Genomic DNA, 20,160 nt, shown 5'->3' with positions numbered 1-20,160 from the left:
TTATGGATAAAATTGAAGTAGCAAAAGTACAAGATGTAGATATATTAAAAATATATGGCAAGGCAACTATGAAGAATAGCCAAGCTATAGCTGATCTTATGGATAAAATGAATAAGACACCAATATTAGATTTAAGTGAAACTACCTATGTAGATAGCACATTTTTAGGGTTAATAGCAAAGTATACAATGCTATTTAAAAAGAAAAATGATGAATTTATTACAATATTAAAACCTACAGAAGAAGTACTAACTTGTCTTAGAAGAACAGGAATATTAAAGTTTTTAATAGTAGTTGATAAGACTTTAAAGATAAGTGGTAAAGAAGTTAACGTAGAAAAGATAGACAACAAGAAACTAGCAAAACATATATTAGAACTACATGAAATTTTAATGAATTTAAATGAAGAAAATAGAAAAGAATTTTCTAGGGTTGTAGAGCTAATGAGAAAAGGAGTTGAAAAATGAGAATTTGCATTATTTACGCTGGTATATCAACTGAAAGAGAAATATCAATAAAAACTGCAGAGCAAATAATGAAAAGTTTAGATAAAGATAAATATGATATTTGTGAATTAAAAATAGATAGAACAGAAGATATATTTAAAATTAAGGATATGAATGTTGACTTAGCCTTTATTGCATTACATGGTAAATTTGGAGAAGATGGAAGAGTGCAAGCAATATTAGAAGCAATGAATATTAGATATACAGGGCCTGGAGTTTTAGCAAGTGGTATATGTATGGATAAAGATATTGCAAAAAGAGTGTTAAGTACGTATGGTATTAGAACTGCTAAGTGGTGGACTATTAGAAAGGGAGAAGAGTTTACATATCCAAAGGAATACGAAAAGCTAATAGTTAAGCCTAATAGTGGTGGTTCAAGTATAGGTGTTCACTTTATATCCAACCAACAAGAATTAGATGAAGCATTAAAAGATATATTTACTATGGATGATGAAGCGATAATGGAAGAAGTAATAGAGGGAGATGAAGTATCTGTCCCTATAATAGACGGTGTAGCTTATCCTCCTATAAAAATAGAGGCACTAAAAGGAACATATTTTGATTATACATCAAAGTATAGTGATGGTGGTGCAAGAGAATATGTAACAAAATTTAGTGATAACTTAGAAAAAGAATTAAAAGAATTTACAGAAAAAGCATACTATGCAGCAAAGTGTAAGGGATATTCAAGGGTAGACTTTTTAGTGCGTGATGATAAGGCGTATTTTATGGAAGTTAATACATTACCAGGGATGACAGCTACAAGTCTATTACCAAAAAGTTTAGCATCAGTTGGAATAGGTTATAGGGAAACACTTGAGTTGTTAATAAAAGCAAGTTTAGGTGAATAAATGAGAAAATTAAAATATATGATAGAATACTATGACCTGAAATATCCTTATGCAAAATATGTTGTTGTATTATTGCTCTTTGCTATTTTTCTATTTAGAAACAATATATATATTGTATCTATGCAAGTTTTAGCTTTTCTAATATCTGTAATTGCACATGAATTATCACATGGTTGTGTGGCTCTATTATTCGGTGATGATACAGCTAAAAGAGAGGGTAGATTAACATTAAATCCTTTAAAACATATAGATCTTTACGGTTTGTTGTTGCCCTTTATACTAATACTTGTTCATTCCCCTATAGTAATAGGTAGTGCTAAACCAGTGCCTATTAGTTATTACAAATTAAGACCAAGAAAATTAGGAGTATTTTTTGTAAGTATAGCAGGAATGTTTGCAAATCTAGTCTTAGCGTTTATAGGGATATTAGCTGTTAAATGGTTTGGGATAAATAATGAATTTGTATATATGTTGGTGATTATAAACATAGGGTTAATTGCTTTTAATATTCTACCTATACCTCCACTAGATGGTAGTAGAATTTTAAGACTATTTTTACCTAATGATTTAAAAAGAATTTATGATATGATAGAATATAATCCAATATTATCATTAGGGATAATACTATTTCTTATGCATATTGGAACTTTTGACTATATCTATCATTTGATAATAAGGTTAATAATATGAAGAATATAGAAAAAGAGGAGATTATAGAGTTTATTGAAAAGAAATCTCGGTTTATAGGCTACATAAAACCAGTTAATAGTGTAGAAGAAGCTAATAAATACATAGATAAGATAAGAACTGAACATAAAGATGCAACACATAATGTACCAGTATATAGAGTAATAGAAAATGCTCAAGAGTATTTTAAGTATAATGATGATGGAGAACCACAAGGTACAGCAGGTAAGCCCATGGCAGATATATTAGAACGAAGAGATGTATACAATGTAGCTATGGTAGCTGTTAGATATTTTGGTGGTATAAAGTTAGGTGCTGGTGGATTAATTAGAAATTATGCTAGAGTTTCAAAAGAACTAATAGATCAGTGTAACCTAATAACTTATGTAGAAAAAAGGAAAATAATAATATCATTTGATTATGCAAAAAAAGGATTAATTGATAAGTACATAAAGGACAATAATATAGAGGTATTAGAACAAAGTTTTTTAGATAGAATTAATATGAAAATTCTAATACCCAAAGATAGCATAGATATTTTTAAGAGTTTAAAAGATGTAGAAATAATAGATGTGTAAGGGGGTAATATGAAAAATATTGTAGCAATAGTTGGTAGACCTAATGTTGGTAAATCGACGCTATTTAACAAATTAGTTGGCGATAGAGTGTCGATTGTAAACAATGAACCAGGTGTTACAAGAGATAGATTATATAGAAATATTGAATGGGTAGGAAATGAGTTTGTATTAGTTGATACAGGTGGTTTAGAACCACATAATAATGACTTTATCATGCAAAAGATTAAAGACCAAGCATGGGTTGCAATAGACCAAGCTAATGTAGTTATCTTTTTAGTAGATGGTAGGGCTGGTATTACAGCATTAGATGAAGAAGTTGCAAATATATTAAGAAAAAAAGATAAGAATGTAATAGTAGCGGTTAATAAGATAGACAATTTTCAAAAGGAAGAAGAAAATATATTAGAATTTTATGCACTAGGATTTGAAGATGTAATAGGAATATCTGCAGAACATAAGGTTAATTTGGGAGATATGCTAGACTTAGTTGTATCAAAATTTTCAGATTTATCTAATGCATCTATAGAACAAGGTCTTAAAATCTCTGTATTAGGTAGACCTAATGCAGGTAAGTCTTCATTTGTTAATAAGCTATTAAATCAAGAAAGAAGTATAGTTAGTGATATTGCAGGAACTACAAGAGATTCAATAGATACTAATTTTAACTATATGGGTGAAAATTATACAATAATAGACACAGCAGGTATAAGAAAAAAATCAAAATTAGAAGATAGTATAGAGTATTACAGTGTACTTCGTGCAATAAAAGCAATAGATAGAGCAGATGTATGTGTACTTTTACTTGATGCTCATGAGTTTATAACAGAACAAGATAAAAAGGTAGCAAGCTTAATATATGAAGCAAAAAAACCTATGATAATAGCTATTAATAAGTGGGACTTAGTAGAAAAAGATAATAATTCAGTAAAAGAATTTACTGAAAAAGTAAAAAATGAGATGGCATTTATTAACTATGTACCTGTAATAACTATGTCAGCATTAACAGGTAAGAGAATATTTGAAGTTTTAAAATTAGTTAAAACTTTAAATGAAGAATATCATAAAAAGATAACAACTGGTATACTAAATCAAGTATTATCTGATATAATTACTCAAAATCCTGTTCCAACAAGAAAAGGAAGAGCAGTAAAAATTAATTATGTAACACAAGTTAGTGTGGCACCTCCAAAATTTGTATTCTTCTCAAATAATCCTGAATTAGTACATTTTTCATATAAGAGATATATAGAAAAGAAATTTAGGGAATATTTTGGATTTGAAGGTTGTCCTATAGAAATAGTGATTAATAAGAAAAGTGAGAATAAATATAAATGAGATTGGTAATACAACGTGTGGGTAGAACAAGTGTAGTGATAAATAATAGTGAAAAAAGAGAAATTGAAAAAGGCTTACTTGTTTATTTAGGCGTAAAGAAAAATGAAGACAAGAGCAAAATAGAAAAAGCAGTATCAAAACTTTTGAAGTTAAGATTTTTTGAAAATGAAGAAGGCAAATTAAAAAAAAATATACAAGATATTGACGGAAGTATAATGCTAATATCAAACTTTAGTCTTTATGCTACAGCAAAAAAAGGGACTACATTAAGTTTTGATGAAAGTGCAAATAAAGAAGAAGCAAAAGAAATATATGATATGTTTTTGGGGACCTTAAAAGAAAACTATAAAAAGGTTGTTAGTGGAGAATTTAGAACAAATATGGATATCACATCAATAAACCTTGGACCTGTTAATGTGGTACTAGACTTTTAGGAGAAAAAATGAAGAGACGTAAATTATGTATATTTTTGATAATGCTACTAACATCACTACCAAAGATAGCGTATGGTAGTAAGTATCGTCATAGAAATATAGATGAAATGATAGAAAGAGCAAGTAGGAATAATGGTGAAGAACCAGAAAATTTCGATGAAGAATACGTGCATGATGAAGCACTTATTCGTCTTAAAACAAAAGAATTAAAGGATAAGTTAAGTAATGCATACGAACAAATTGACAACATTATCCTATATGACAGTTTGATGAATGCGTATAATAATTGGAGAGGTACACGCTATAGATGGGGTGGAGATTCAAAAGACGGTATAGACTGTTCTGCACTAACAAGAAGAGTGTATAGGGCAGTATTTAACGGTTATGAATTACCTAGAGTAAGTGTAGATCAAGTTAGAATGGGTAATATAGTTAGTCGTGAAAACTTAAAGCCAGGAGATATACTATTCTTTAGACCAAGAAATAGTGTAAATCATACGGCTGTATACTTAGGTAACTCTTTATTTATTAATGCATCATCTTCAAAAGGCGTTATTATCTCAAGTATTGAAGAACCATATTGGAATCAATACTTTAGATATGGTGTAAGAGTAAGTGCTGCAAGAAGAAGGTAATATATGAAGTTGGTTGATGCACATTGTCATCTTAATGACGAAATGTACAAAGATGATGTAGATGAGATAATAAAAGAAGTAGAAAAAGAAATGGAATTTATCGTATGTTCTGGATGGGATTACAACAGTTCCTTAGAAGCCGTTAAAATGGCTAATAATCATAAAAAAATATATGCAAGTATAGGATTTCACCCAACAGATATTAGTACGATGAATAAAGAAAAATTAGCTACATTAGAAAAGATAGCAAAAGAGAATAAGAAGGTAGTAGGTATAGGTGAAATAGGCCTAGACTACTATTGGATGAAAGACCCTAAAGAAGTCCAAATAGAAGGATTTAGAGAACAAATTGAAATGATTAGAAGGGTTAATAAGCCTATAATCATACACACAAGAGATGCACTGAATGATACAATAAATATATTAAGTGAGTACAAGGATGTTGGTGGATTATTACACTGTTATCCAGGTTCATATGAAGCAGTTCTTCCTATACTTGATAGATATTATGTAAATGTAGGTGGTACATTAACCTTTAAAAACAATAGGAAGACAAAAGAACTAGTTGAAAAATTACCTATAGAAAAGTTAATTTTAGAAACTGATAGTCCTTATTTAACACCTACACCATTTAGAGGCAAGAGAAATAAGCCGACAATGGTTAGTTATGTTGCACTAGAAGTTGCAAGAATAAAAAATATTTCTTATGAAGAAGTAGTTGATATTACTACAAAAAATGCTATAATAGCATATAATATGGAGAATATATGGGACTTGGAATAGACATAGTAGAGGTTGAGAGAATAAAAAAAGCAATAGAAACAACCAAAGGTTTTAGAGAAAAAGTTTTTACATCAAATGAAATCAGTTATTGCGAAAAAAGAAAAAATAAATATGAAAATTATGCAGGAAGATTTGCAGCTAAGGAAGCCTTAGTAAAAGCACTAGGGCAAGGATTTACTAAGTATTCGTTTTTAGATATAGAAATAACTAATGATGCATTAGGTAAGCCTACAATAAACTTTAAAGATAAAAAAATAGATGTAAGTATTTCTCATGAGAAACATTATGCAGTAGCGATGGTAATAATTGAAGAGGAGTGATATATGGTAACGATACATCTTGATATGATACAATCTATAGGGTTGGCGATAATTTTGCTTTTAATAGGGCGTAAATGTAGAAAAAAGATAAAATTCTTGGATAAATTTTGTATACCTTCACCAGTAGTTGGAGGGTTACTATTTGCAATATTAACACTTATACTTAAAGAACTGAATATACTACAGTTTAAGTTTGATGATATACTGCAAAACTTCTTTATGACAATGTTCTTTACTAGTGTAGGATTCAACGCTAGTTTAAAGGTGTTAAAAAAAGGTGGAGTACAAGTATTAGTATTTTTAATAGTAGCCGTCGGGTTAATAGTTATACAAAATATAGTTTCAGTGGTATTAGCTACCAATTTAGGCTTATCTAAGAGTATAGCACTTATGGCAGGATCAACAGCCTTAACAGGTGGTCATGGTACAGCAGCTGCAATATCACAGTCTATACAAGATCCAGTAGCAAAAACAGTTGCAATAGCAGCAGCTACATTTGGATTAGTAGCAGGTTCTATGATAGGGGGACCTATAGCACGTGGGTTAATAGAAAAACATTCATTATTGGAAAAATACTCACCAATAGATGGTACTGAAAATGTTGAACATGATGAAACTTTCTTTGACCAAAAAGAAAGTATATTAAATGGTGAAAAATTTGCTAGGGCATTTTTTACAATATTACTTGCAATGGCAATAGGTACATTATTTAATATGTTCTTCAAGTACATAGGTTTAAAAAAGTTACCATACTATTTAGGACCTATGATAGTAGCAGCAATTATTAGAAATGTTACAGATATATTTGATGCATTTGTAAATTCTCCTATGGAAGAAATAAAGATAGTTGAAAATGTATCACTAAACTTATTTTTATCAATGGCCCTGATGTCACTTAGACTATGGGAATTACTAGGTATAGCAATACCAGTTATAGTTTTACTAGTAGTTCAAACATTGATAACAGCAATATACACAAGATATATTACATTTAATGTAATGGGGGCAAATTATGATGCTGCAGTTATAGTTGCAGGTCACTGTGGATTCGGATTAGGTGCAACACCTAATGGTATAACTAATATGGAAACAATTTGTGAAAAGTATCAATATTCAAAACTTGCCTTCTTTACCGTTCCTATAGTTGGAGCATTATTTATAGATTTCTTCAATGTAGGAATAATTACTTTATTTATTTCAAGATTTAGTTAGGAGTTTATTTATGAGAGATATAAAAAAGAGCATTATATTAGGATTCGGATTATTCGCTATGTTTTTTGGAGCAGGTAATACTTTATTACCAAGTTATATAGGAATAAGGGTAGGTGGAGCATTTCCACTTTCGGTATTAGGATTTGTTTTGACAGGTGTAGGTTTACCATTATTAGGATTATTAGTAGTAATTAGAAATGAAGGGGACTATCATAAAATATTTGAACCTATGGGAGAAGTTTTCTTTAAGATATATTTGTTTATATCATTTCTATTAATCGGGCCTATAATCGCTATGCCAAGATTAGCAGCTACAAGCTATGAAATGGGAGTATTACCAGTATTCCCTAATGCAAATAAGCTAATTATTACATTTGTATTTTTTGCAATATGCATATTATGTTCAATTAACAAGTCAAAAGTTGTAGAAATAATAGGAAGATATTTAACACCATTACTAATAATTATGTTAGTAATATTAATAATAGTAGGAATAGTAAGTCCTAAGGCAGATGCAAGAAGCGTAGAAGTTAGTATGCCGTTTATATACTCATTCTTAGAAGGATACAATACACTAGATGCTGTAGCATCAATAGTATTTGCAAAATTAATTTATGATACTGTTAAAAACGAAAAAAATCGTATGGGAATTTCAGTTAAAGCAAGTATAGTTGCCGCAATTTGTTTGACAGTAGTTTATGCAGGATTAGTTTATTTAGGTAATAGAATACCTGTAGCAGATGGGCTAAATCTTTCAAGATCTGAATTAATAATGAATATTACAAATAAATTATTAGGTAGATTAGGTATATATGCTTTGATTATAATAATAATACTTGCGTGTGTTACAACAGCTATAGGACTAATATCATCAGTAAGTAACTTCTTTAATGAATTAAGTAAAAATAAGCTTGGATATAATAGAATAGCAATAATAATAACATTTGTGTCATTCTTAATAGCACAATTAGGAGTAGATGATATAATTAATTTATCTGTACCAGTACTTTGTGTATTTTATCCAGTTTTAATAATAATTTTAATTTTAAATGTGTTTAAAGGTAAGATAATAACAAATAAGATTATACGTATTAGTACATATTTAGTACTTATATTAGCTATAATCTACCAATTAAAAAACTTTATATAAAGTGAGGTAATATGGACCGTAATGTTTTAAAGAAAAAAAACGAAGTAATATTAAAGAGCACTAGATTATTCTACTACCAAGGTTATGTTAATACAGGTATAAGTGAAATACTTAAGGTATGTAATATACCTAAGGGATCATTTTATTACTATTTTAAGAATAAAGAAGACTTATTAAATCAAGTAATAGACTTGCATATTAAAAACCTTATTAGTGTCTTTGATGAAATTGTAGATGATTTATCTATGGTAAAGCTTAGAAGTTTTTTCTTTAAATACTTTAGCAATGTTTTAGACAATGACTGCCATGGTGGTAGTTTATTGGGTAATCTTGCTATAGAAATGTCTGATATTAATAATGATGTAAGAGAAAGAATAAATGATGGCTATGGTAAACTAGAGGTTAGACTTATGATCTTTTTACAAATGATGTATAATTCTAACCCTAGATATAAGCATATTAAACCAGAAATATATTCTAAGATACTTATTAACCAAATGGAAGGAACTATGCTTAAATTAAAAGCAAGTAAGGATGATAAGGAAATAGATACATTCTTTCAATTATTTGACTATATTATGTATAAAAATGAATTAAAATAATTAAATATTGCATTTTATCATGTGATATGTTACAATGCATAGGTAAGTTAATTTGCTTGTAATAAAGTAATTAATATGGTATAATAAAAATCTAGTAATATTATTAGGAGGTGCAAAATGCAAGTTTGTGAAGTTTTTGGAAAGAAAACAAGTCATGGTAACTTAGTCAGCCACTCACATAGAGCAACAAAGAGAATTTGGAGACCAAATTTACAAGTAATGACTTTAGTTATTAATGGTAAAGAAGTTAAAGTTAGAGTTTGCACAAAAGCTATGAAGACTTTAAAAGGTAAAAATTCTGATCAAGTTAGAAAAATATTAATGAAGAATAAGGAAAATCTAAGTTCTAGATTATCTAAAGTCTTATTTTCAGAAGCAGAGTAATCTAGCTTATTGACTCTGTTTCTATTAAAGGAAAGCTGGATTAAATAAGTCCAGCTTTTTTTAGACTTGTAAATACGCACAACACTTTTAGCTTAAGGAAAATTTATAAAAATTAAGAGAAATTTAAAAAAAATTCAATAAATAATTGCCTTTTTATAAAAAATAGGGTAAAATATCTATAATGAAAAGAAAGGAGTTTTATCCATGAACAAGAAAGAATTCGTTACTGCATATGCAGGAAAAATTGGAGAAACTAAGAAGAAATCAGAAGAATTAATTAATGATTTTCTTGATTTAGTAGAAGCAAGCTTAGTAGAAGGTAAAGAAGTTCAATTTATTGGATGGGGAACTTTCTATGTAAAAGAAATGCCAGAAAGAAATGGAGTTAACCCTGCAACTGGAGCAAAAATTAAAATTGGTGCTAAAAAAGTTGTTAAATTCAAAACTGGTAAGAAATTAGCAGAAGTAGTTAAGTAAAAAAACAGAGTAAATACTCTGTTTTTTTTAAAACTAAAATTCTATTTTACTCATTTCATCATCAAAGAATAGAGCCTTACAACTATTTTCATTTAGGAACAATAGTTTCTTATACGCCTCATCATAAACTTGTATAGCTGAATTTTTAAATATGTATGATTGTATATATTTAGATATTGAATCTATATCTAATACTGAGTTTACTTCTAAAAGGCTATATTCGCTCAAATTACAATCCTTAGCCACTATATCAATAACCTCATCTAAACTTGCTATACCATCAACAAGACCTAACTTTTTAGCTTCATCACCTAGCCATATACGACCACCAGCTATAGGTTCAAGCTTATCATCCGTAATATTTCTAGCTGTACTTACTCTATGCTTAAATTCAGCATATACATCATTTAAAGTATCTAATATGTGGTTTTTATCTTCATCAGTCAACTTGTAGTAAGGATTAAATATACCAGTAAATTTACCTTTAGATATTACCTCATTATTAACACTAAATTTATTTAAAGTATTTGTAAACTTAGGCATTAAACTTACAACTCCTATAGAACCTGTTATAGTTGCCTCATTAGCATATATTTTTTTAGCACTAGTTGCTATATAATATCCACCAGATGCAGCAACATCAGATAAAGAAGCGAAAATAGGTATATTGTATTTTTTAGAGAATTTTGTAATAAGCTTGTGTATCATTTCAGCTTCAAGTGCATCTCCACCAGGAGAATTAATACGTAATATTACAGCCTTAATATTTTTGTTATTAGAAATTTGATCTAATTTGTTTCTTACACTATCTTCAGATATACTGAAATTAATACTGTTTTCACCACTTGATATTGGACCTTCTAGAGGTAGTATGGCTATAATATTTTGTGACTTGTAAGTACTTTTTTCTTTTAATATGTCAGTGATACTAATTGTATTATCATCATTTGACTGTATACTGTCTAAGAAGTCATCAAAATCTTGTATATTATCAATTAAGCCATAATCTTTTGCAGTATATGGACTGATTAAATCATATTTACCTTCTAATATGTTTTTACTTAAAATATTCTCATCAATTTTTCTATTTTTAGAAACAGTGCTAACAAATTTATCTAATCTATTATCTAGTATTCTTGTACTATCTTCTTTTAATTCACTAGACATTTTATTTGAATAAAAGTTTTCACCATATGATTTATGTGTTCCAACATGAATAGCTTGTACATTAACACCGAACTTATCAAAAATATCTTTGAAGTATAGGCTATTTGCGTAATATCCGTTTATAGACAATCTAGCATTCAATGTGTTAGGCATTATTATCTCATCAGCATAACTAGCTAGCTTGTAATTATTCTTATTAATATTTGAACCATAAGCATATATTTTCTTTTTTGACATAGGATACTTATCAAGTATCTTACCTAATTCTTCTGTTTGTGAGGGAGTAATATCAATATTATCAAGATTTAATATTATTCCTTTAAGATTTTTGTTTAATCGTAACTTATCTACTTTTTCTATTACATTACTAAATGTATATGTTTTATCCTTAAAAAAACCTGTATTATTGTATTTATCATCAGAAATGTCATTAAGAGATAGAGTAACATAGCTATATGACTTACTAATCTTACTACTATCTTTTGAAAATGACACACATATGATGACAATAATTGGGATTATTAATATTACATAAAGTATTTTTAAGTTGAAATATATAAATTTCAAGAGATATTTAAGTATATTTTTTATCATTCTATAACGCCTCCTCCTATAAGTTTCATATTGTAAAATAGGACTAAATGTTGTCCTTTTGCATTTTGTGCATTTTTTTCTTCATATTTAAAATATATATCGTTATCGTGTAATATTAATTTTCCATAAAATCCTTTAGAAGAGAATCGTGGTTTTGCAAAAAGCCGTTTACCGACTACATTTTCAAGTTTTTCATGGAAGATATAGTTAGAAATTTTAACTGTATCTGTCATAAGCTTATCATAATCACCCAATACTATCTCATTCTTATCTGCTCTAATTTCTAGAATGAATATGGGATAAGGTAGCTTAATACCTAAATGTCTTCTTTGACCTATGGTATACAGTTGATATCCCTTATGTTGTCCAAGAATTTCTCCAGTTTCTGAAACAAAGTTTCCAGGTTTGGGATGTAAATTCTTTTCTAAAAAAGGTATATATCCATCTTGTGCAAAACATATACCAGTACTATCTTTTTTATCGTGTGTGATTATGCCATTTTCCTTTGCTATTTGTCTTACATCTTTTTTATTCATACTAGCAAGTGGGAATAGCATCATTGATAAGTCTTTTTTTGTTAACCTATAGAGCATATAGCTTTGATCTTTGATATAGTCTACATATTCTAAGAAACCATCTTCAGTTTTTACAGCATAATGACCTGTTGCGACATAATCAAAATTAAGCTCATGGGCTAAATCAAGTAATTTTCTTATCTTTATCTTTTCATTACAGATTACACAAGGATTAGGTGTTATACCTTTTTTGTAATCTTCAATAAAAGTTTTAATTACTTCTTTTTCAAATTCTTTTTCTACATTAATTACATAATGTGGGATACCTAATGAATAACAGACAATTCTAGCGTCATTAATATCATCTAATGAGCAACATGTTTTGTTCTTACTTGTACTGAATTCATCAGATAAATGTTTAATACTTACACCTATAACCTCGTAACCTTGTTGTTTTAATAATAAAGCAGCGACAGAACTATCTATGCCACCGCTCATACCTACAATAACTTTTTTCATGATAATATTACTCTTAATATTAAAGGAGCTACTAGTATGACATATAGACCTGTAAGACCTATAGAAAGACCAGCCATAGCACCTATTTCTTTATCCATCTCTATAGCCTTACTTGTACCAACAGCATGTGCTGCAGAACCAAGACTTACACCTATTGCAACTTTATCATCAACATTTAGCATCTTATACAAGCTAGGTCCTAATGTTGCACCAGTAATACCTGTAACTATTACTAATATTACTGTTATAGGTATAATCCCATGGACATTTTCTGCTAAACCTACAGCAATGGCTGTAGTAACAGATTTTGGCATAAATGAAGCTATAATCTCTGGTTTATACGCAAATAACTTACAAACATATCCAACAACTATACAATTGATAGTATTCCCTACAATAATCCCTGTAAGTATAGAAATAAAATGTTTTTTTAATAAGTGCAAGTTCTTATGTAATGGAATAGCAAGAGCAACTGTTGCTGGTGTTATTAATGTTGTAAATATTGACCCCCCTATGTTGTATGTATCATAAGGTATTTTAAATACTTTTAATATCCCTATTATCAAAAGTATTGAAATTAAAATTGGATTTAATAATGATGAATTTGTTTTAGTGAATAGCTTTACAGCTAGTACATAGACTAGTATAGTAAGCATAATACCGAACATTTGGTTATTTATTAATATATTAAGCATCCTCATCTCCTTCAAATTTTTGTTTAACAATTTCCACTATTTTAACTGTGATAATAAGTGAAAATATAGTAGTAAATATTGCGATAACAAAGAAACTTAACCATATTTCTTTTATAAAATTAAATTTAACCATTATTCCAACACCTGCTGGCACAAACAATATTCCTAAATTTTCTAATAAAAATTCTCCAACTTTTTCTATCTTTTTCATCTTAAGTATATTAAATTCTAAAAATGCAAATAGTATTAGCATTCCTATAACACTTCCAGGAACAGGAAGTTTTAAACCTTTTGAAAATAGTTCCCCTATAAGCGAGAAAATCAAAATATACATTATCTCCTTATACACATTCATTTTTTCTAATCATCCCCCATCAAAACTGTATCTACTGCGTTTATTAATTCAGAAGTAGTAAATGGTTTACATAGGCATGCCTTTGCACCACTTTCTAAACCTTCTGCAATGTAAACATTTAAAAACATCATAGAACTACAAATTATTATCTTTGCAGTCTTATCAAAGTCTAATATCTTCTTTATACATCCAAAGCCATCTAGTATGGGCATATTAATATCCATTGTAACTAGTGTTGGCTTATACTCAACATATTTTTCATAACCTACAAGGCCATTTTCTGCTTCTATAACTTTAAAATTATACTCTTCCAATATGTTTTTAATAATTTGTCTAAAATATTGACTGTCGTCAACTACTAAAGCTACTTTCATATTTTAAAGACCTCTTCTATTTTTCTTGCAACAGCATTAGTATCACTGTCTTCAAGTACTTCTTTATCTTTAAGCAATTCTTTTAATTCATCGAGTGCATTACCCATAACAAAGCTATTAGGGTATTGCTTTAACATGATATAGTCATTTAAACCATCACCAAATGCTAATACTTCATCAGGATTAATACCATCTTTTCTTATTAACTCTAGACTTGCCTTTGCTTTGTTTGCAGATAAATTAAATATTTCTAAAGAATTTTGACTTACAAAGTCTATATTAGCTTCTCCCCCTATATTTTCTTGTAAGACTGTACGTATTTTCTTTAAATTTTCAAATTTACCTATAAAGAATAGCTTATTGAATTCTTTTTTTCTAAAATCCTCTACAGATAATACGGTAGCACCAAAGGTTTTATCAACCCTTTTTTTTGAGTAAAATTCTTTATACTCATTAGAAACTACATACCATTCTGTACCAGAATATCCATTAATAAAGACTTCGTCTCCAAACTTTTTGTAATCTAAGTTTAAGATAAAGTCTTTACATTTTTTATTTAACGTAACTGAGAAAATTTCATTCCCTTTTTCATCTATAATTCTTGCTCCATTAGTTGTTATCAATGGCAAACTATAATCTAATTGGTCAGATATTAGTCTTGCACCTTTTTCTACACGTCCAGTCGCTATGTACAGCTTATACCCTTTTTGTAAGAATCTGTTTAAAACATCTTTAGTATAAGGACTAAAAAAATGATTTTTATCAAGCAGTGTGCCATCCAAATCAGTAACAACAGCTTTAAACATTTTATCACCCATTTCTTTTTTATTTGTAAATTATACCATGCTTAGGTGGAAAAATAAAGGTGGTTTGGTGATATTGTAGAAGCACATAATATATGATATACTAAAAGTACTTTAAAGAAGGTGTCTCACTACCTACATCCCAAAGGTGAAATGTTAAAGAAGGTGTCTCACTACCTATATCCCAAAGGTGAAATATTAAAGTAAAAAAATGCACCCTCAAGGTGCATTTTATATATTATTGTTTCTTAACTTCATTATTCTTATCAAAGTGGAAGATTACGTTTGAATCTTCATATGTTTTGAATGATTTATTAAGTTGTAAGAATTTAATAAAGCTTTCTGCATCTGGTAGGAATGTATCTTCACCACCACGTTCTTTATCAATTTTACCAAATGTTTTGTATCCGTCTTTACCTTTAGCTATGTATGCGTTAGTTCCTACAGTGTACATTTTTTCTTCATTTATAGGTTCCCATTCACCAGTTTGTTCATTTTTAACTTCCATTTTAACGATTCTCTTACCGTCTTTATCCTTGTATTGGTTTGCTTCATAACGCATACCTGCAGAATAAGGGAAAGCACCAGTAGAACCACCACAAAGTGCAAATTCTAATGCGTCTTCTATAACTTGTTTAACTTCTGCACCAGACATTTTTAAAAGGTATAGAGTGTTACTGAATGGTAATAGGTTGTATGCATCATTATATGTCCAATTCTTAGGCTCTATATTCGATCTTACACCACCAGCATTTTGGATAGTCATATCTATGTGAGATTGTTTACCAAAGCTTCTCATTTGAGTTAACATAGTTTCAGCAACAAATCTTGCTGCAACTGAACCTTTAGGATTTGCTGTATTAGGTATTCTGTTATCTGAACCACCAGGCATAATATTTCCAGTAATATTACCTATAGTTTTGTCACCTAATAATTTTTTTTCTTTCATATATTTACTTAAGACAACTGCTGCTTTTTTGTCTGCTTTTGCAATAGTAAAGTACTTACTCTTAGCAAGTTCTCGTAGTATTTCTTCACGTTCTTCACCAGTAGGTATGTATTTTTTACCATTTTTATCTTTTCTTTGAAAAGTTGAATCTAGGTGGTAAGGTATTACAGGTGAACCTTTAATATGTTTAACTATACCATCTTTAGTAAATTTAACATCAAGTTTACCAATAAGTTTTGAATATTCCCAACCTTCTACAACATAAACAGGTTCTCCATTAGGGCTTGTAAATTTAGTAGGGTATTCAGACATAACAGGTAGTCCAAACTTTCTCATATCATCATTACCAAATAGCCAGTGTGTATCACCAGTTACGATAATATCTATTCCAGTTACTTTTTGAGCAATTTCAAAGTTTTTAGGTGCTCCAGCGTGAGATAGAAGTATTATCTTATTTACACCTTTTCTTTTTAATATATTTGCATATTTTTGTGCAGTTTCGATTTCATCTGTAAATTTAATATCAGGACCTGGACTTGATGATTCTTTAGTCTTTTTAACTACATCTAACCCTATAATCCCAACCTTTTCACCACGTATATTTTTAATAGCATAAGGCTTCCAGTAACCTTTTAAGATACTCTTCTTATCAGGTATTACATTAGATGAGATAACAGGTATTTTTAAATAGTCTAGGAATTTTTTTAATCCTTCATTACCAGCATCAAATTCATGGTTTCCTAATGTGAAATAATCAAATTTAGTTAAATTCATCATTTCAGCATCAGCAGATCCACGGAATAATGTGAAGTAAAGTGTACCTGTGATTGCATCACCAGCATGTAAAACAAGTGGTTTTCTTGAAGAATTTTTTCTCATTTTGTTTATTTCATTAACTACTTCAGGGTATCCACCAATTTTAACTGCAGTGGGTTTACCATTTATTACAAATTTCAAATCATTTGGCTCTAAATGAGAGTGATGATCGTTAATGTGAACAATACTAAGGTTTAGTGGATAATGCTTATTTCTTAACTTAGTATTGGCAATTGAATAAGATGTTGTTAATGCTAAAAGTGGCATTAATAAAAGCGTCTTGTTCATAAAACCTCCAATAAAATTATTTACAATGTATTTGATTGTACGAATTTAGTATATCCTGTTTAGTAGAAAATTCATATTTTTCTTGTGTATCGTTATACAGGTAGGCAAAGTTATCGATAACCATATCTTCCTTATTATCTTCTAGGGCATCTATTAATTTTGAATATTCTACCCTCATATTTTTAGAACTTGTTAGAAGCAAGATTCTTCTATGGAAAAGGGAAGAATTAGAACCTTTAATTTTTAATATGTCTTTAATTAGGTCTTTTTCATTAGAGTAAGTATAAATGTTTTTTATTCCATATTCTTTTACCAAAGAAACAATATCGTTAAATGCTTCTTGATCTTTTTGAATAAATACATTTAAATTAGGATTGATTGTTGAATTAGCTAATACGCTAACTTTTATTGCATTCTTTGCAAGAGGGAATTCTTCTTTTTTTATTCCTTTAATATCAATGTACCAACATTGTTTAGGGACTAATTGTTCAGAAGTTTTTAGTACATCAGATAGCATTTCATCAATCTTTTCCACCTTATACGCAGTTAGCTTATCTAGTGTAAATTTCTTGTTAACCTTATTAGCCTTATTAAGTGCTAATTCATTTAGTAATTTACAATTAATTGAGAATGAATTTAGTGCAAAAAATATATTTAATAAAAGATATATTTTTTTCATTATGTTACTCCTTTCAAAAAAAGAAGATGTAATAAACATCTTCTTAAATGTTATTTAAATAAATTATTAGTACTTCCAATGTGCTTATTTGACGATCCCATTACTCCTACGCCTATTTTCTTCACTAAAGAAGAACCAAGACTTATTAATCTTTCGTAACCGTAGATGTCTAAGTATAAATTATCAGTATTTAAAATTTCACGTTTAAATCTATCTTCATCAGGTAAGAATTCTTTAGAGTACTTAGTTAGTCTTATCTTACCATTTAAAAATGAAGGTATACCCCAAGTAGTTGCAATTCTATTAGATACTCTTCCACTAGGAGAAATTACAAATGTTGAAGTAGCAACTTCAAAGAAATGTCCATATTTGTTTTCGAATCCTAAAACAGCTTGATATTTTTTATCAGCTTCTACGTTAAGGATATAGTAAGATCCGAATCTTGATAAGTTTTCTATTTTTCTAAATAGTGTTCCATTCTTGTATAGTTGTATAGTTGCACCATCAAAAACTTCAAAATTATCCTTCAAGTGTTTGAAGGTATCTTCTCTTACTTCCCAGTAAGTATAAAGTGTTGTGATATTTTTAGGTATTAGCACAACTTGATTTGTATAGTATCTGTCAGGTAATGGAGCCTTATCAAAATACTTGTCTAAGCCTTTATCATATTTAAATTTACAAAATTGTTCATTAAGATTTTCAATTTTCTTGTTGTAATTAAGATAAAGTCTTTTTAGATAACCAGGTTTTCTTCTAACTCTTACTGGTATATTGGGAATTAATTTTGTACTGGGATAATTTCTACTTGTTCTCATCGTTCCTCCTAAGATCTATGAAATTCTTTTGTAGATGTAGCATCTAAGTTCTTTTCAAATTTAACCTTATTGTGTTTTAACATATAGTATGCAGCAGTTGCTATCATTGCACCATTGTCAGTACAGTATTCCATTTTTACAGGGAAAGATATATCAACATTTGATAAGTCTTCACAAGAATAAAGTACTTCTCTTAAGTATTTATTTGCAGAAACTCCTCCAGCAATTGCTAAAGTCTTGGAATTTGTATCTTTAACAGCTTTAACTATTTTTCTTCTTAAGTGTTCTATTGCTGTTACTTGGAAAGATTTTGCAATGTTACCTACATTTATTTCAATATTTTTCATTTTACATTGATTTACATAATTTGTAACAAAAGTTTTAATACCACTAAAACTTAAATCATAATTAGGGATATTTGGTATAGGTATATCTAATGTGGCTTCTGCATTCTTAGCAGCTTTTTCTATTTCTGGTCCACCAGGATAGAAAAGACCTATTATTCTTGCAACTTTGTCATATGCTTCACCTATAGCATCGTCTAATGTTTCACCCATTAATTTTAAATTATGATCTTCGTCCATAAGGTATATACATGTATGACCACCAGATGCAGCAACAGTTATTGCTGGTAATTTAACCGTATTTTCAATAAATGTTGAATAGATATGACCTTCTAAGTGGTTTACAGGTATTAAAGGCTTATTATACTTATAGCTTAAACCTTCAGCAAAAAGTAAACCTACAAGTAAAGAACCAATTAAACCTGGTTTGTTAGTCACGGCTATATAGTCTATGTCATCCATAGTCATATTTGCTTTTTCTAAGCATTGATAAAATACGTATGTTATATTCTCTATGTGATGTCTTGAAGCTATTTCAGGAACAACGCCTCCATACAATTTATGGATAGGTATTTGAGTAGCTATAATGTTACTGTATACTTTATTTCCGTCTTCAACAATAGCTATAGAAGTTTCATCACAAGAACTTTCTATTCCTAATATCTTCATAATCTTCTCATTTCATTGTTTATATACCAAAATTATACCCTATTTACTCTTAATTTTCAACAAAAAAAAGTGCTTTAGTTTTAACTAAGGCACACGGATTGAAAAAAACATTATTATTAATATCACTACTTTTTATACTTTAAGTATAACACCCAATTCTTAGAATACGATTAGAAACACCTTATATATTCCATATAAATACAAATTGGAACAACTTTTTTGAAAAAGTTTTTTGTATAAAAAAACTACAAGGAATTGAATCCTTGTAGTTCAAAATTATCTATGTCTTCTTCTAAATCTAGATAGTACATTTCTACGAATTTCTTTCATATCAACCTTATCTTTTAATTTTTTAGGTTTAACATTATTAACCTTAGGTTTAGATACAGTTACTTTAGGTTTAGAAACATTAGCAGTTACATTTGTTTTAACTGGCTTGTTTGTAGAAGCAGATACACTTCCTTGAGCACTTACATTAGCTGTTGCTGAAACATTTCCAACTTGAACATTAATATTAGCATGCCCCTTACCATCAGCATCTATACTTGCAGTAGTCTTCTTACCTTTACCAGCAGAAACATTAGAGTTAGCATTTAAAGTAACTTCACCATTAACAATACTGTT

General features: G+C 29.0%; 25 protein-coding genes. 14 read left to right on the top strand and 11 right to left on the bottom strand.

Annotated features, from left to right (window positions below; all coding sequences use genetic code 11):
* The first annotated feature begins 2 nt into the window (after window positions 1–2).
* The 14 genes from IMK15_RS03840 (at window position 3) to IMK15_RS03775 (ending at window position 9,954) form a co-directional block, all read left to right on the top strand.
* Window positions 3–467, top strand: coding sequence for an STAS domain-containing protein (locus IMK15_RS03840; RefSeq protein ID WP_046329162.1), 465 nt, complete (start codon window positions 3–5; stop codon window positions 465–467).
* A complete protein-coding gene (locus IMK15_RS03835; protein WP_192941958.1) occupies window positions 464–1,357 on the top strand; it encodes a D-alanine--D-alanine ligase in 894 nt (297 codons plus the stop codon). Before IMK15_RS03840 ends, IMK15_RS03835 begins: the two co-directional genes overlap by 4 nt.
* Window positions 1,358–2,047 carry a site-2 protease family protein gene (locus IMK15_RS03830; RefSeq protein WP_192941957.1) on the top strand — a complete coding sequence of 230 codons (690 nt, stop codon included), beginning with the start codon at window positions 1,358–1,360 and terminating at the stop codon, window positions 2,045–2,047.
* Window positions 2,044–2,622: an IMPACT family protein gene (locus tag IMK15_RS03825; protein WP_192941956.1), complete on the top strand. Its 579-nt coding sequence runs from the start codon at window positions 2,044–2,046 to the stop codon at window positions 2,620–2,622. The genes IMK15_RS03830 and IMK15_RS03825 overlap by 4 nt, the downstream gene beginning before the upstream one ends.
* A 9-nt stretch (window positions 2,623–2,631) precedes the next feature.
* Window positions 2,632–3,957, top strand: a complete 1,326-nt coding sequence (gene der / locus IMK15_RS03820) for a ribosome biogenesis GTPase Der (protein WP_192941955.1) — start codon at window positions 2,632–2,634, stop codon at window positions 3,955–3,957.
* On the top strand, window positions 3,954–4,391 hold the full coding sequence (gene dtd / locus IMK15_RS03815; protein WP_046329158.1) for a D-aminoacyl-tRNA deacylase: 438 nt from the start codon (window positions 3,954–3,956) through the stop codon (window positions 4,389–4,391). The genes der and dtd overlap by 4 nt, the downstream gene beginning before the upstream one ends.
* Window positions 4,392–4,399: 8 nt before the next feature.
* Entirely contained in the window at window positions 4,400–5,026 is a 627-nt protein-coding gene (locus IMK15_RS03810; RefSeq protein ID WP_046329157.1) for a C40 family peptidase, read from the top strand.
* A 3-nt stretch (window positions 5,027–5,029) separates the two neighbouring features.
* Window positions 5,030–5,809, top strand: coding sequence for a TatD family hydrolase (locus IMK15_RS03805; RefSeq protein ID WP_192941954.1), 780 nt, complete (start codon window positions 5,030–5,032; stop codon window positions 5,807–5,809).
* On the top strand, window positions 5,794–6,129 hold the full coding sequence (gene acpS, locus IMK15_RS03800) for a holo-ACP synthase (protein WP_192941953.1): 336 nt from the start codon (window positions 5,794–5,796) through the stop codon (window positions 6,127–6,129). Before IMK15_RS03805 ends, acpS begins: the two co-directional genes overlap by 16 nt.
* Before the next feature lie 3 nt (window positions 6,130–6,132).
* Window positions 6,133–7,341: a sodium/glutamate symporter gene (gene gltS / locus IMK15_RS03795; RefSeq protein WP_046329154.1), complete on the top strand. Its 1,209-nt coding sequence runs from the start codon at window positions 6,133–6,135 to the stop codon at window positions 7,339–7,341.
* A gap of 10 nt (window positions 7,342–7,351) precedes the next feature.
* Complete coding sequence (brnQ, locus tag IMK15_RS03790; protein WP_192941952.1) at window positions 7,352–8,491, top strand: branched-chain amino acid transport system II carrier protein; 1,140 nt, start codon at window positions 7,352–7,354, stop codon at window positions 8,489–8,491.
* A gap of 11 nt (window positions 8,492–8,502) precedes the next feature.
* Window positions 8,503–9,093, top strand: a complete 591-nt coding sequence (locus IMK15_RS03785; protein WP_046329152.1) for a TetR/AcrR family transcriptional regulator — start codon at window positions 8,503–8,505, stop codon at window positions 9,091–9,093.
* Window positions 9,094–9,210: 117 nt separating this feature from the next.
* Complete coding sequence (gene rpmB / locus IMK15_RS03780; RefSeq protein WP_046329151.1) at window positions 9,211–9,477, top strand: 50S ribosomal protein L28; 267 nt, start codon at window positions 9,211–9,213, stop codon at window positions 9,475–9,477.
* A gap of 204 nt (window positions 9,478–9,681) precedes the next feature.
* Complete coding sequence (locus IMK15_RS03775) at window positions 9,682–9,954, top strand: HU family DNA-binding protein (RefSeq protein WP_046329150.1); 273 nt, start codon at window positions 9,682–9,684, stop codon at window positions 9,952–9,954.
* Window positions 9,955–9,987: 33 nt separating this feature from the next.
* On the opposite strand, the gene sppA is transcribed toward IMK15_RS03775, so the two are convergent.
* The 11 genes from sppA to IMK15_RS03720 form a co-directional block, all read right to left on the bottom strand.
* Complete coding sequence (sppA, locus tag IMK15_RS03770) at window positions 9,988–11,715, bottom strand: signal peptide peptidase SppA (protein ID WP_192941951.1); 1,728 nt, start codon at window positions 11,713–11,715, stop codon at window positions 9,988–9,990.
* Window positions 11,712–12,749 carry a tRNA 2-thiouridine(34) synthase MnmA gene (mnmA, locus tag IMK15_RS03765; protein ID WP_192941950.1) on the bottom strand — a complete coding sequence of 346 codons (1,038 nt, stop codon included), beginning with the start codon at window positions 12,747–12,749 and terminating at the stop codon, window positions 11,712–11,714. Before mnmA ends, sppA begins: the two co-directional genes overlap by 4 nt.
* A complete protein-coding gene (locus IMK15_RS03760) occupies window positions 12,746–13,444 on the bottom strand; it encodes an LrgB family protein (protein ID WP_192941949.1) in 699 nt (232 codons plus the stop codon). Before IMK15_RS03760 ends, mnmA begins: the two co-directional genes overlap by 4 nt.
* Complete coding sequence (locus IMK15_RS03755) at window positions 13,437–13,778, bottom strand: CidA/LrgA family protein (RefSeq protein ID WP_192941948.1); 342 nt, start codon at window positions 13,776–13,778, stop codon at window positions 13,437–13,439. The genes IMK15_RS03760 and IMK15_RS03755 overlap by 8 nt, the downstream gene beginning before the upstream one ends.
* Before the next feature lie 26 nt (window positions 13,779–13,804).
* Window positions 13,805–14,173: a response regulator gene (locus IMK15_RS03750; RefSeq protein ID WP_192941947.1), complete on the bottom strand. Its 369-nt coding sequence runs from the start codon at window positions 14,171–14,173 to the stop codon at window positions 13,805–13,807.
* Window positions 14,170–14,979, bottom strand: coding sequence for an HAD family hydrolase (locus tag IMK15_RS03745; RefSeq protein WP_192941946.1), 810 nt, complete (start codon window positions 14,977–14,979; stop codon window positions 14,170–14,172). The genes IMK15_RS03750 and IMK15_RS03745 overlap by 4 nt, the downstream gene beginning before the upstream one ends.
* Before the next feature lie 235 nt (window positions 14,980–15,214).
* Window positions 15,215–17,029 carry an NAD nucleotidase gene (gene nadN, locus IMK15_RS03740; RefSeq protein WP_192941945.1) on the bottom strand — a complete coding sequence of 605 codons (1,815 nt, stop codon included), beginning with the start codon at window positions 17,027–17,029 and terminating at the stop codon, window positions 15,215–15,217.
* 16 nt (window positions 17,030–17,045) lie between these two features.
* Window positions 17,046–17,708 carry a hypothetical protein gene (locus tag IMK15_RS03735; RefSeq protein WP_192941944.1) on the bottom strand — a complete coding sequence of 221 codons (663 nt, stop codon included), beginning with the start codon at window positions 17,706–17,708 and terminating at the stop codon, window positions 17,046–17,048.
* A gap of 50 nt (window positions 17,709–17,758) precedes the next feature.
* Window positions 17,759–18,523, bottom strand: a complete 765-nt coding sequence (locus IMK15_RS03730; protein ID WP_192941943.1) for a DUF4912 domain-containing protein — start codon at window positions 18,521–18,523, stop codon at window positions 17,759–17,761.
* 8 nt (window positions 18,524–18,531) lie between these two features.
* On the bottom strand, window positions 18,532–19,536 hold the full coding sequence (gene tsaD / locus IMK15_RS03725; RefSeq protein WP_046329143.1) for a tRNA (adenosine(37)-N6)-threonylcarbamoyltransferase complex transferase subunit TsaD: 1,005 nt from the start codon (window positions 19,534–19,536) through the stop codon (window positions 18,532–18,534).
* A 276-nt stretch (window positions 19,537–19,812) separates the two neighbouring features.
* Window positions 19,813–20,160, bottom strand: a 348-nt coding sequence (locus IMK15_RS03720; RefSeq protein WP_226869196.1) for a hypothetical protein, incomplete at its 5' end; no start/stop codon positions are given.

The organism is Sneathia sp. DSM 16631, from assembly GCF_014892235.1.
Lineage (GTDB): Bacteria > Fusobacteriota > Fusobacteriia > Fusobacteriales > Leptotrichiaceae > Sneathia > Sneathia vaginalis.
This window is presented reverse-complemented; position numbering and strand designations above follow the sequence as displayed.

What these genes read in the sequence shown, in the direction of transcription:
- IMK15_RS03840 (WP_046329162.1), top strand. Translation starts at nt 3, where the DNA reads ATGGATAAAATTGAAGTAGCAAAAGTACAAGATGTAGATATATTAAAA.
- IMK15_RS03835 (WP_192941958.1), top strand. Translation starts at nt 464, where the DNA reads ATGAGAATTTGCATTATTTACGCTGGTATATCAACTGAAAGAGAAATA.
- IMK15_RS03830 (WP_192941957.1), top strand. Translation starts at nt 1,358, where the DNA reads ATGAGAAAATTAAAATATATGATAGAATACTATGACCTGAAATATCCT.
- IMK15_RS03825 (WP_192941956.1), top strand. Translation starts at nt 2,044, where the DNA reads ATGAAGAATATAGAAAAAGAGGAGATTATAGAGTTTATTGAAAAGAAA.
- der (WP_192941955.1), top strand. Translation starts at nt 2,632, where the DNA reads ATGAAAAATATTGTAGCAATAGTTGGTAGACCTAATGTTGGTAAATCG.
- dtd (WP_046329158.1), top strand. Translation starts at nt 3,954, where the DNA reads ATGAGATTGGTAATACAACGTGTGGGTAGAACAAGTGTAGTGATAAAT.
- IMK15_RS03810 (WP_046329157.1), top strand. Translation starts at nt 4,400, where the DNA reads ATGAAGAGACGTAAATTATGTATATTTTTGATAATGCTACTAACATCA.
- IMK15_RS03805 (WP_192941954.1), top strand. Translation starts at nt 5,030, where the DNA reads ATGAAGTTGGTTGATGCACATTGTCATCTTAATGACGAAATGTACAAA.
- acpS (WP_192941953.1), top strand. Translation starts at nt 5,794, where the DNA reads ATGGGACTTGGAATAGACATAGTAGAGGTTGAGAGAATAAAAAAAGCA.
- gltS (WP_046329154.1), top strand. Translation starts at nt 6,133, where the DNA reads ATGGTAACGATACATCTTGATATGATACAATCTATAGGGTTGGCGATA.
- brnQ (WP_192941952.1), top strand. Translation starts at nt 7,352, where the DNA reads ATGAGAGATATAAAAAAGAGCATTATATTAGGATTCGGATTATTCGCT.
- IMK15_RS03785 (WP_046329152.1), top strand. Translation starts at nt 8,503, where the DNA reads ATGGACCGTAATGTTTTAAAGAAAAAAAACGAAGTAATATTAAAGAGC.
- rpmB (WP_046329151.1), top strand. Translation starts at nt 9,211, where the DNA reads ATGCAAGTTTGTGAAGTTTTTGGAAAGAAAACAAGTCATGGTAACTTA.
- IMK15_RS03775 (WP_046329150.1), top strand. Translation starts at nt 9,682, where the DNA reads ATGAACAAGAAAGAATTCGTTACTGCATATGCAGGAAAAATTGGAGAA.
- sppA (WP_192941951.1), bottom strand. Translation starts at nt 11,715, where the DNA reads ATGATAAAAAATATACTTAAATATCTCTTGAAATTTATATATTTCAAC.
- mnmA (WP_192941950.1), bottom strand. Translation starts at nt 12,749, where the DNA reads ATGAAAAAAGTTATTGTAGGTATGAGCGGTGGCATAGATAGTTCTGTC.
- IMK15_RS03760 (WP_192941949.1), bottom strand. Translation starts at nt 13,444, where the DNA reads ATGCTTAATATATTAATAAATAACCAAATGTTCGGTATTATGCTTACT.
- IMK15_RS03755 (WP_192941948.1), bottom strand. Translation starts at nt 13,778, where the DNA reads ATGTATATTTTGATTTTCTCGCTTATAGGGGAACTATTTTCAAAAGGT.
- IMK15_RS03750 (WP_192941947.1), bottom strand. Translation starts at nt 14,173, where the DNA reads ATGAAAGTAGCTTTAGTAGTTGACGACAGTCAATATTTTAGACAAATT.
- IMK15_RS03745 (WP_192941946.1), bottom strand. Translation starts at nt 14,979, where the DNA reads ATGTTTAAAGCTGTTGTTACTGATTTGGATGGCACACTGCTTGATAAA.
- nadN (WP_192941945.1), bottom strand. Translation starts at nt 17,029, where the DNA reads ATGAACAAGACGCTTTTATTAATGCCACTTTTAGCATTAACAACATCT.
- IMK15_RS03735 (WP_192941944.1), bottom strand. Translation starts at nt 17,708, where the DNA reads ATGAAAAAAATATATCTTTTATTAAATATATTTTTTGCACTAAATTCA.
- IMK15_RS03730 (WP_192941943.1), bottom strand. Translation starts at nt 18,523, where the DNA reads ATGAGAACAAGTAGAAATTATCCCAGTACAAAATTAATTCCCAATATA.
- tsaD (WP_046329143.1), bottom strand. Translation starts at nt 19,536, where the DNA reads ATGAAGATATTAGGAATAGAAAGTTCTTGTGATGAAACTTCTATAGCT.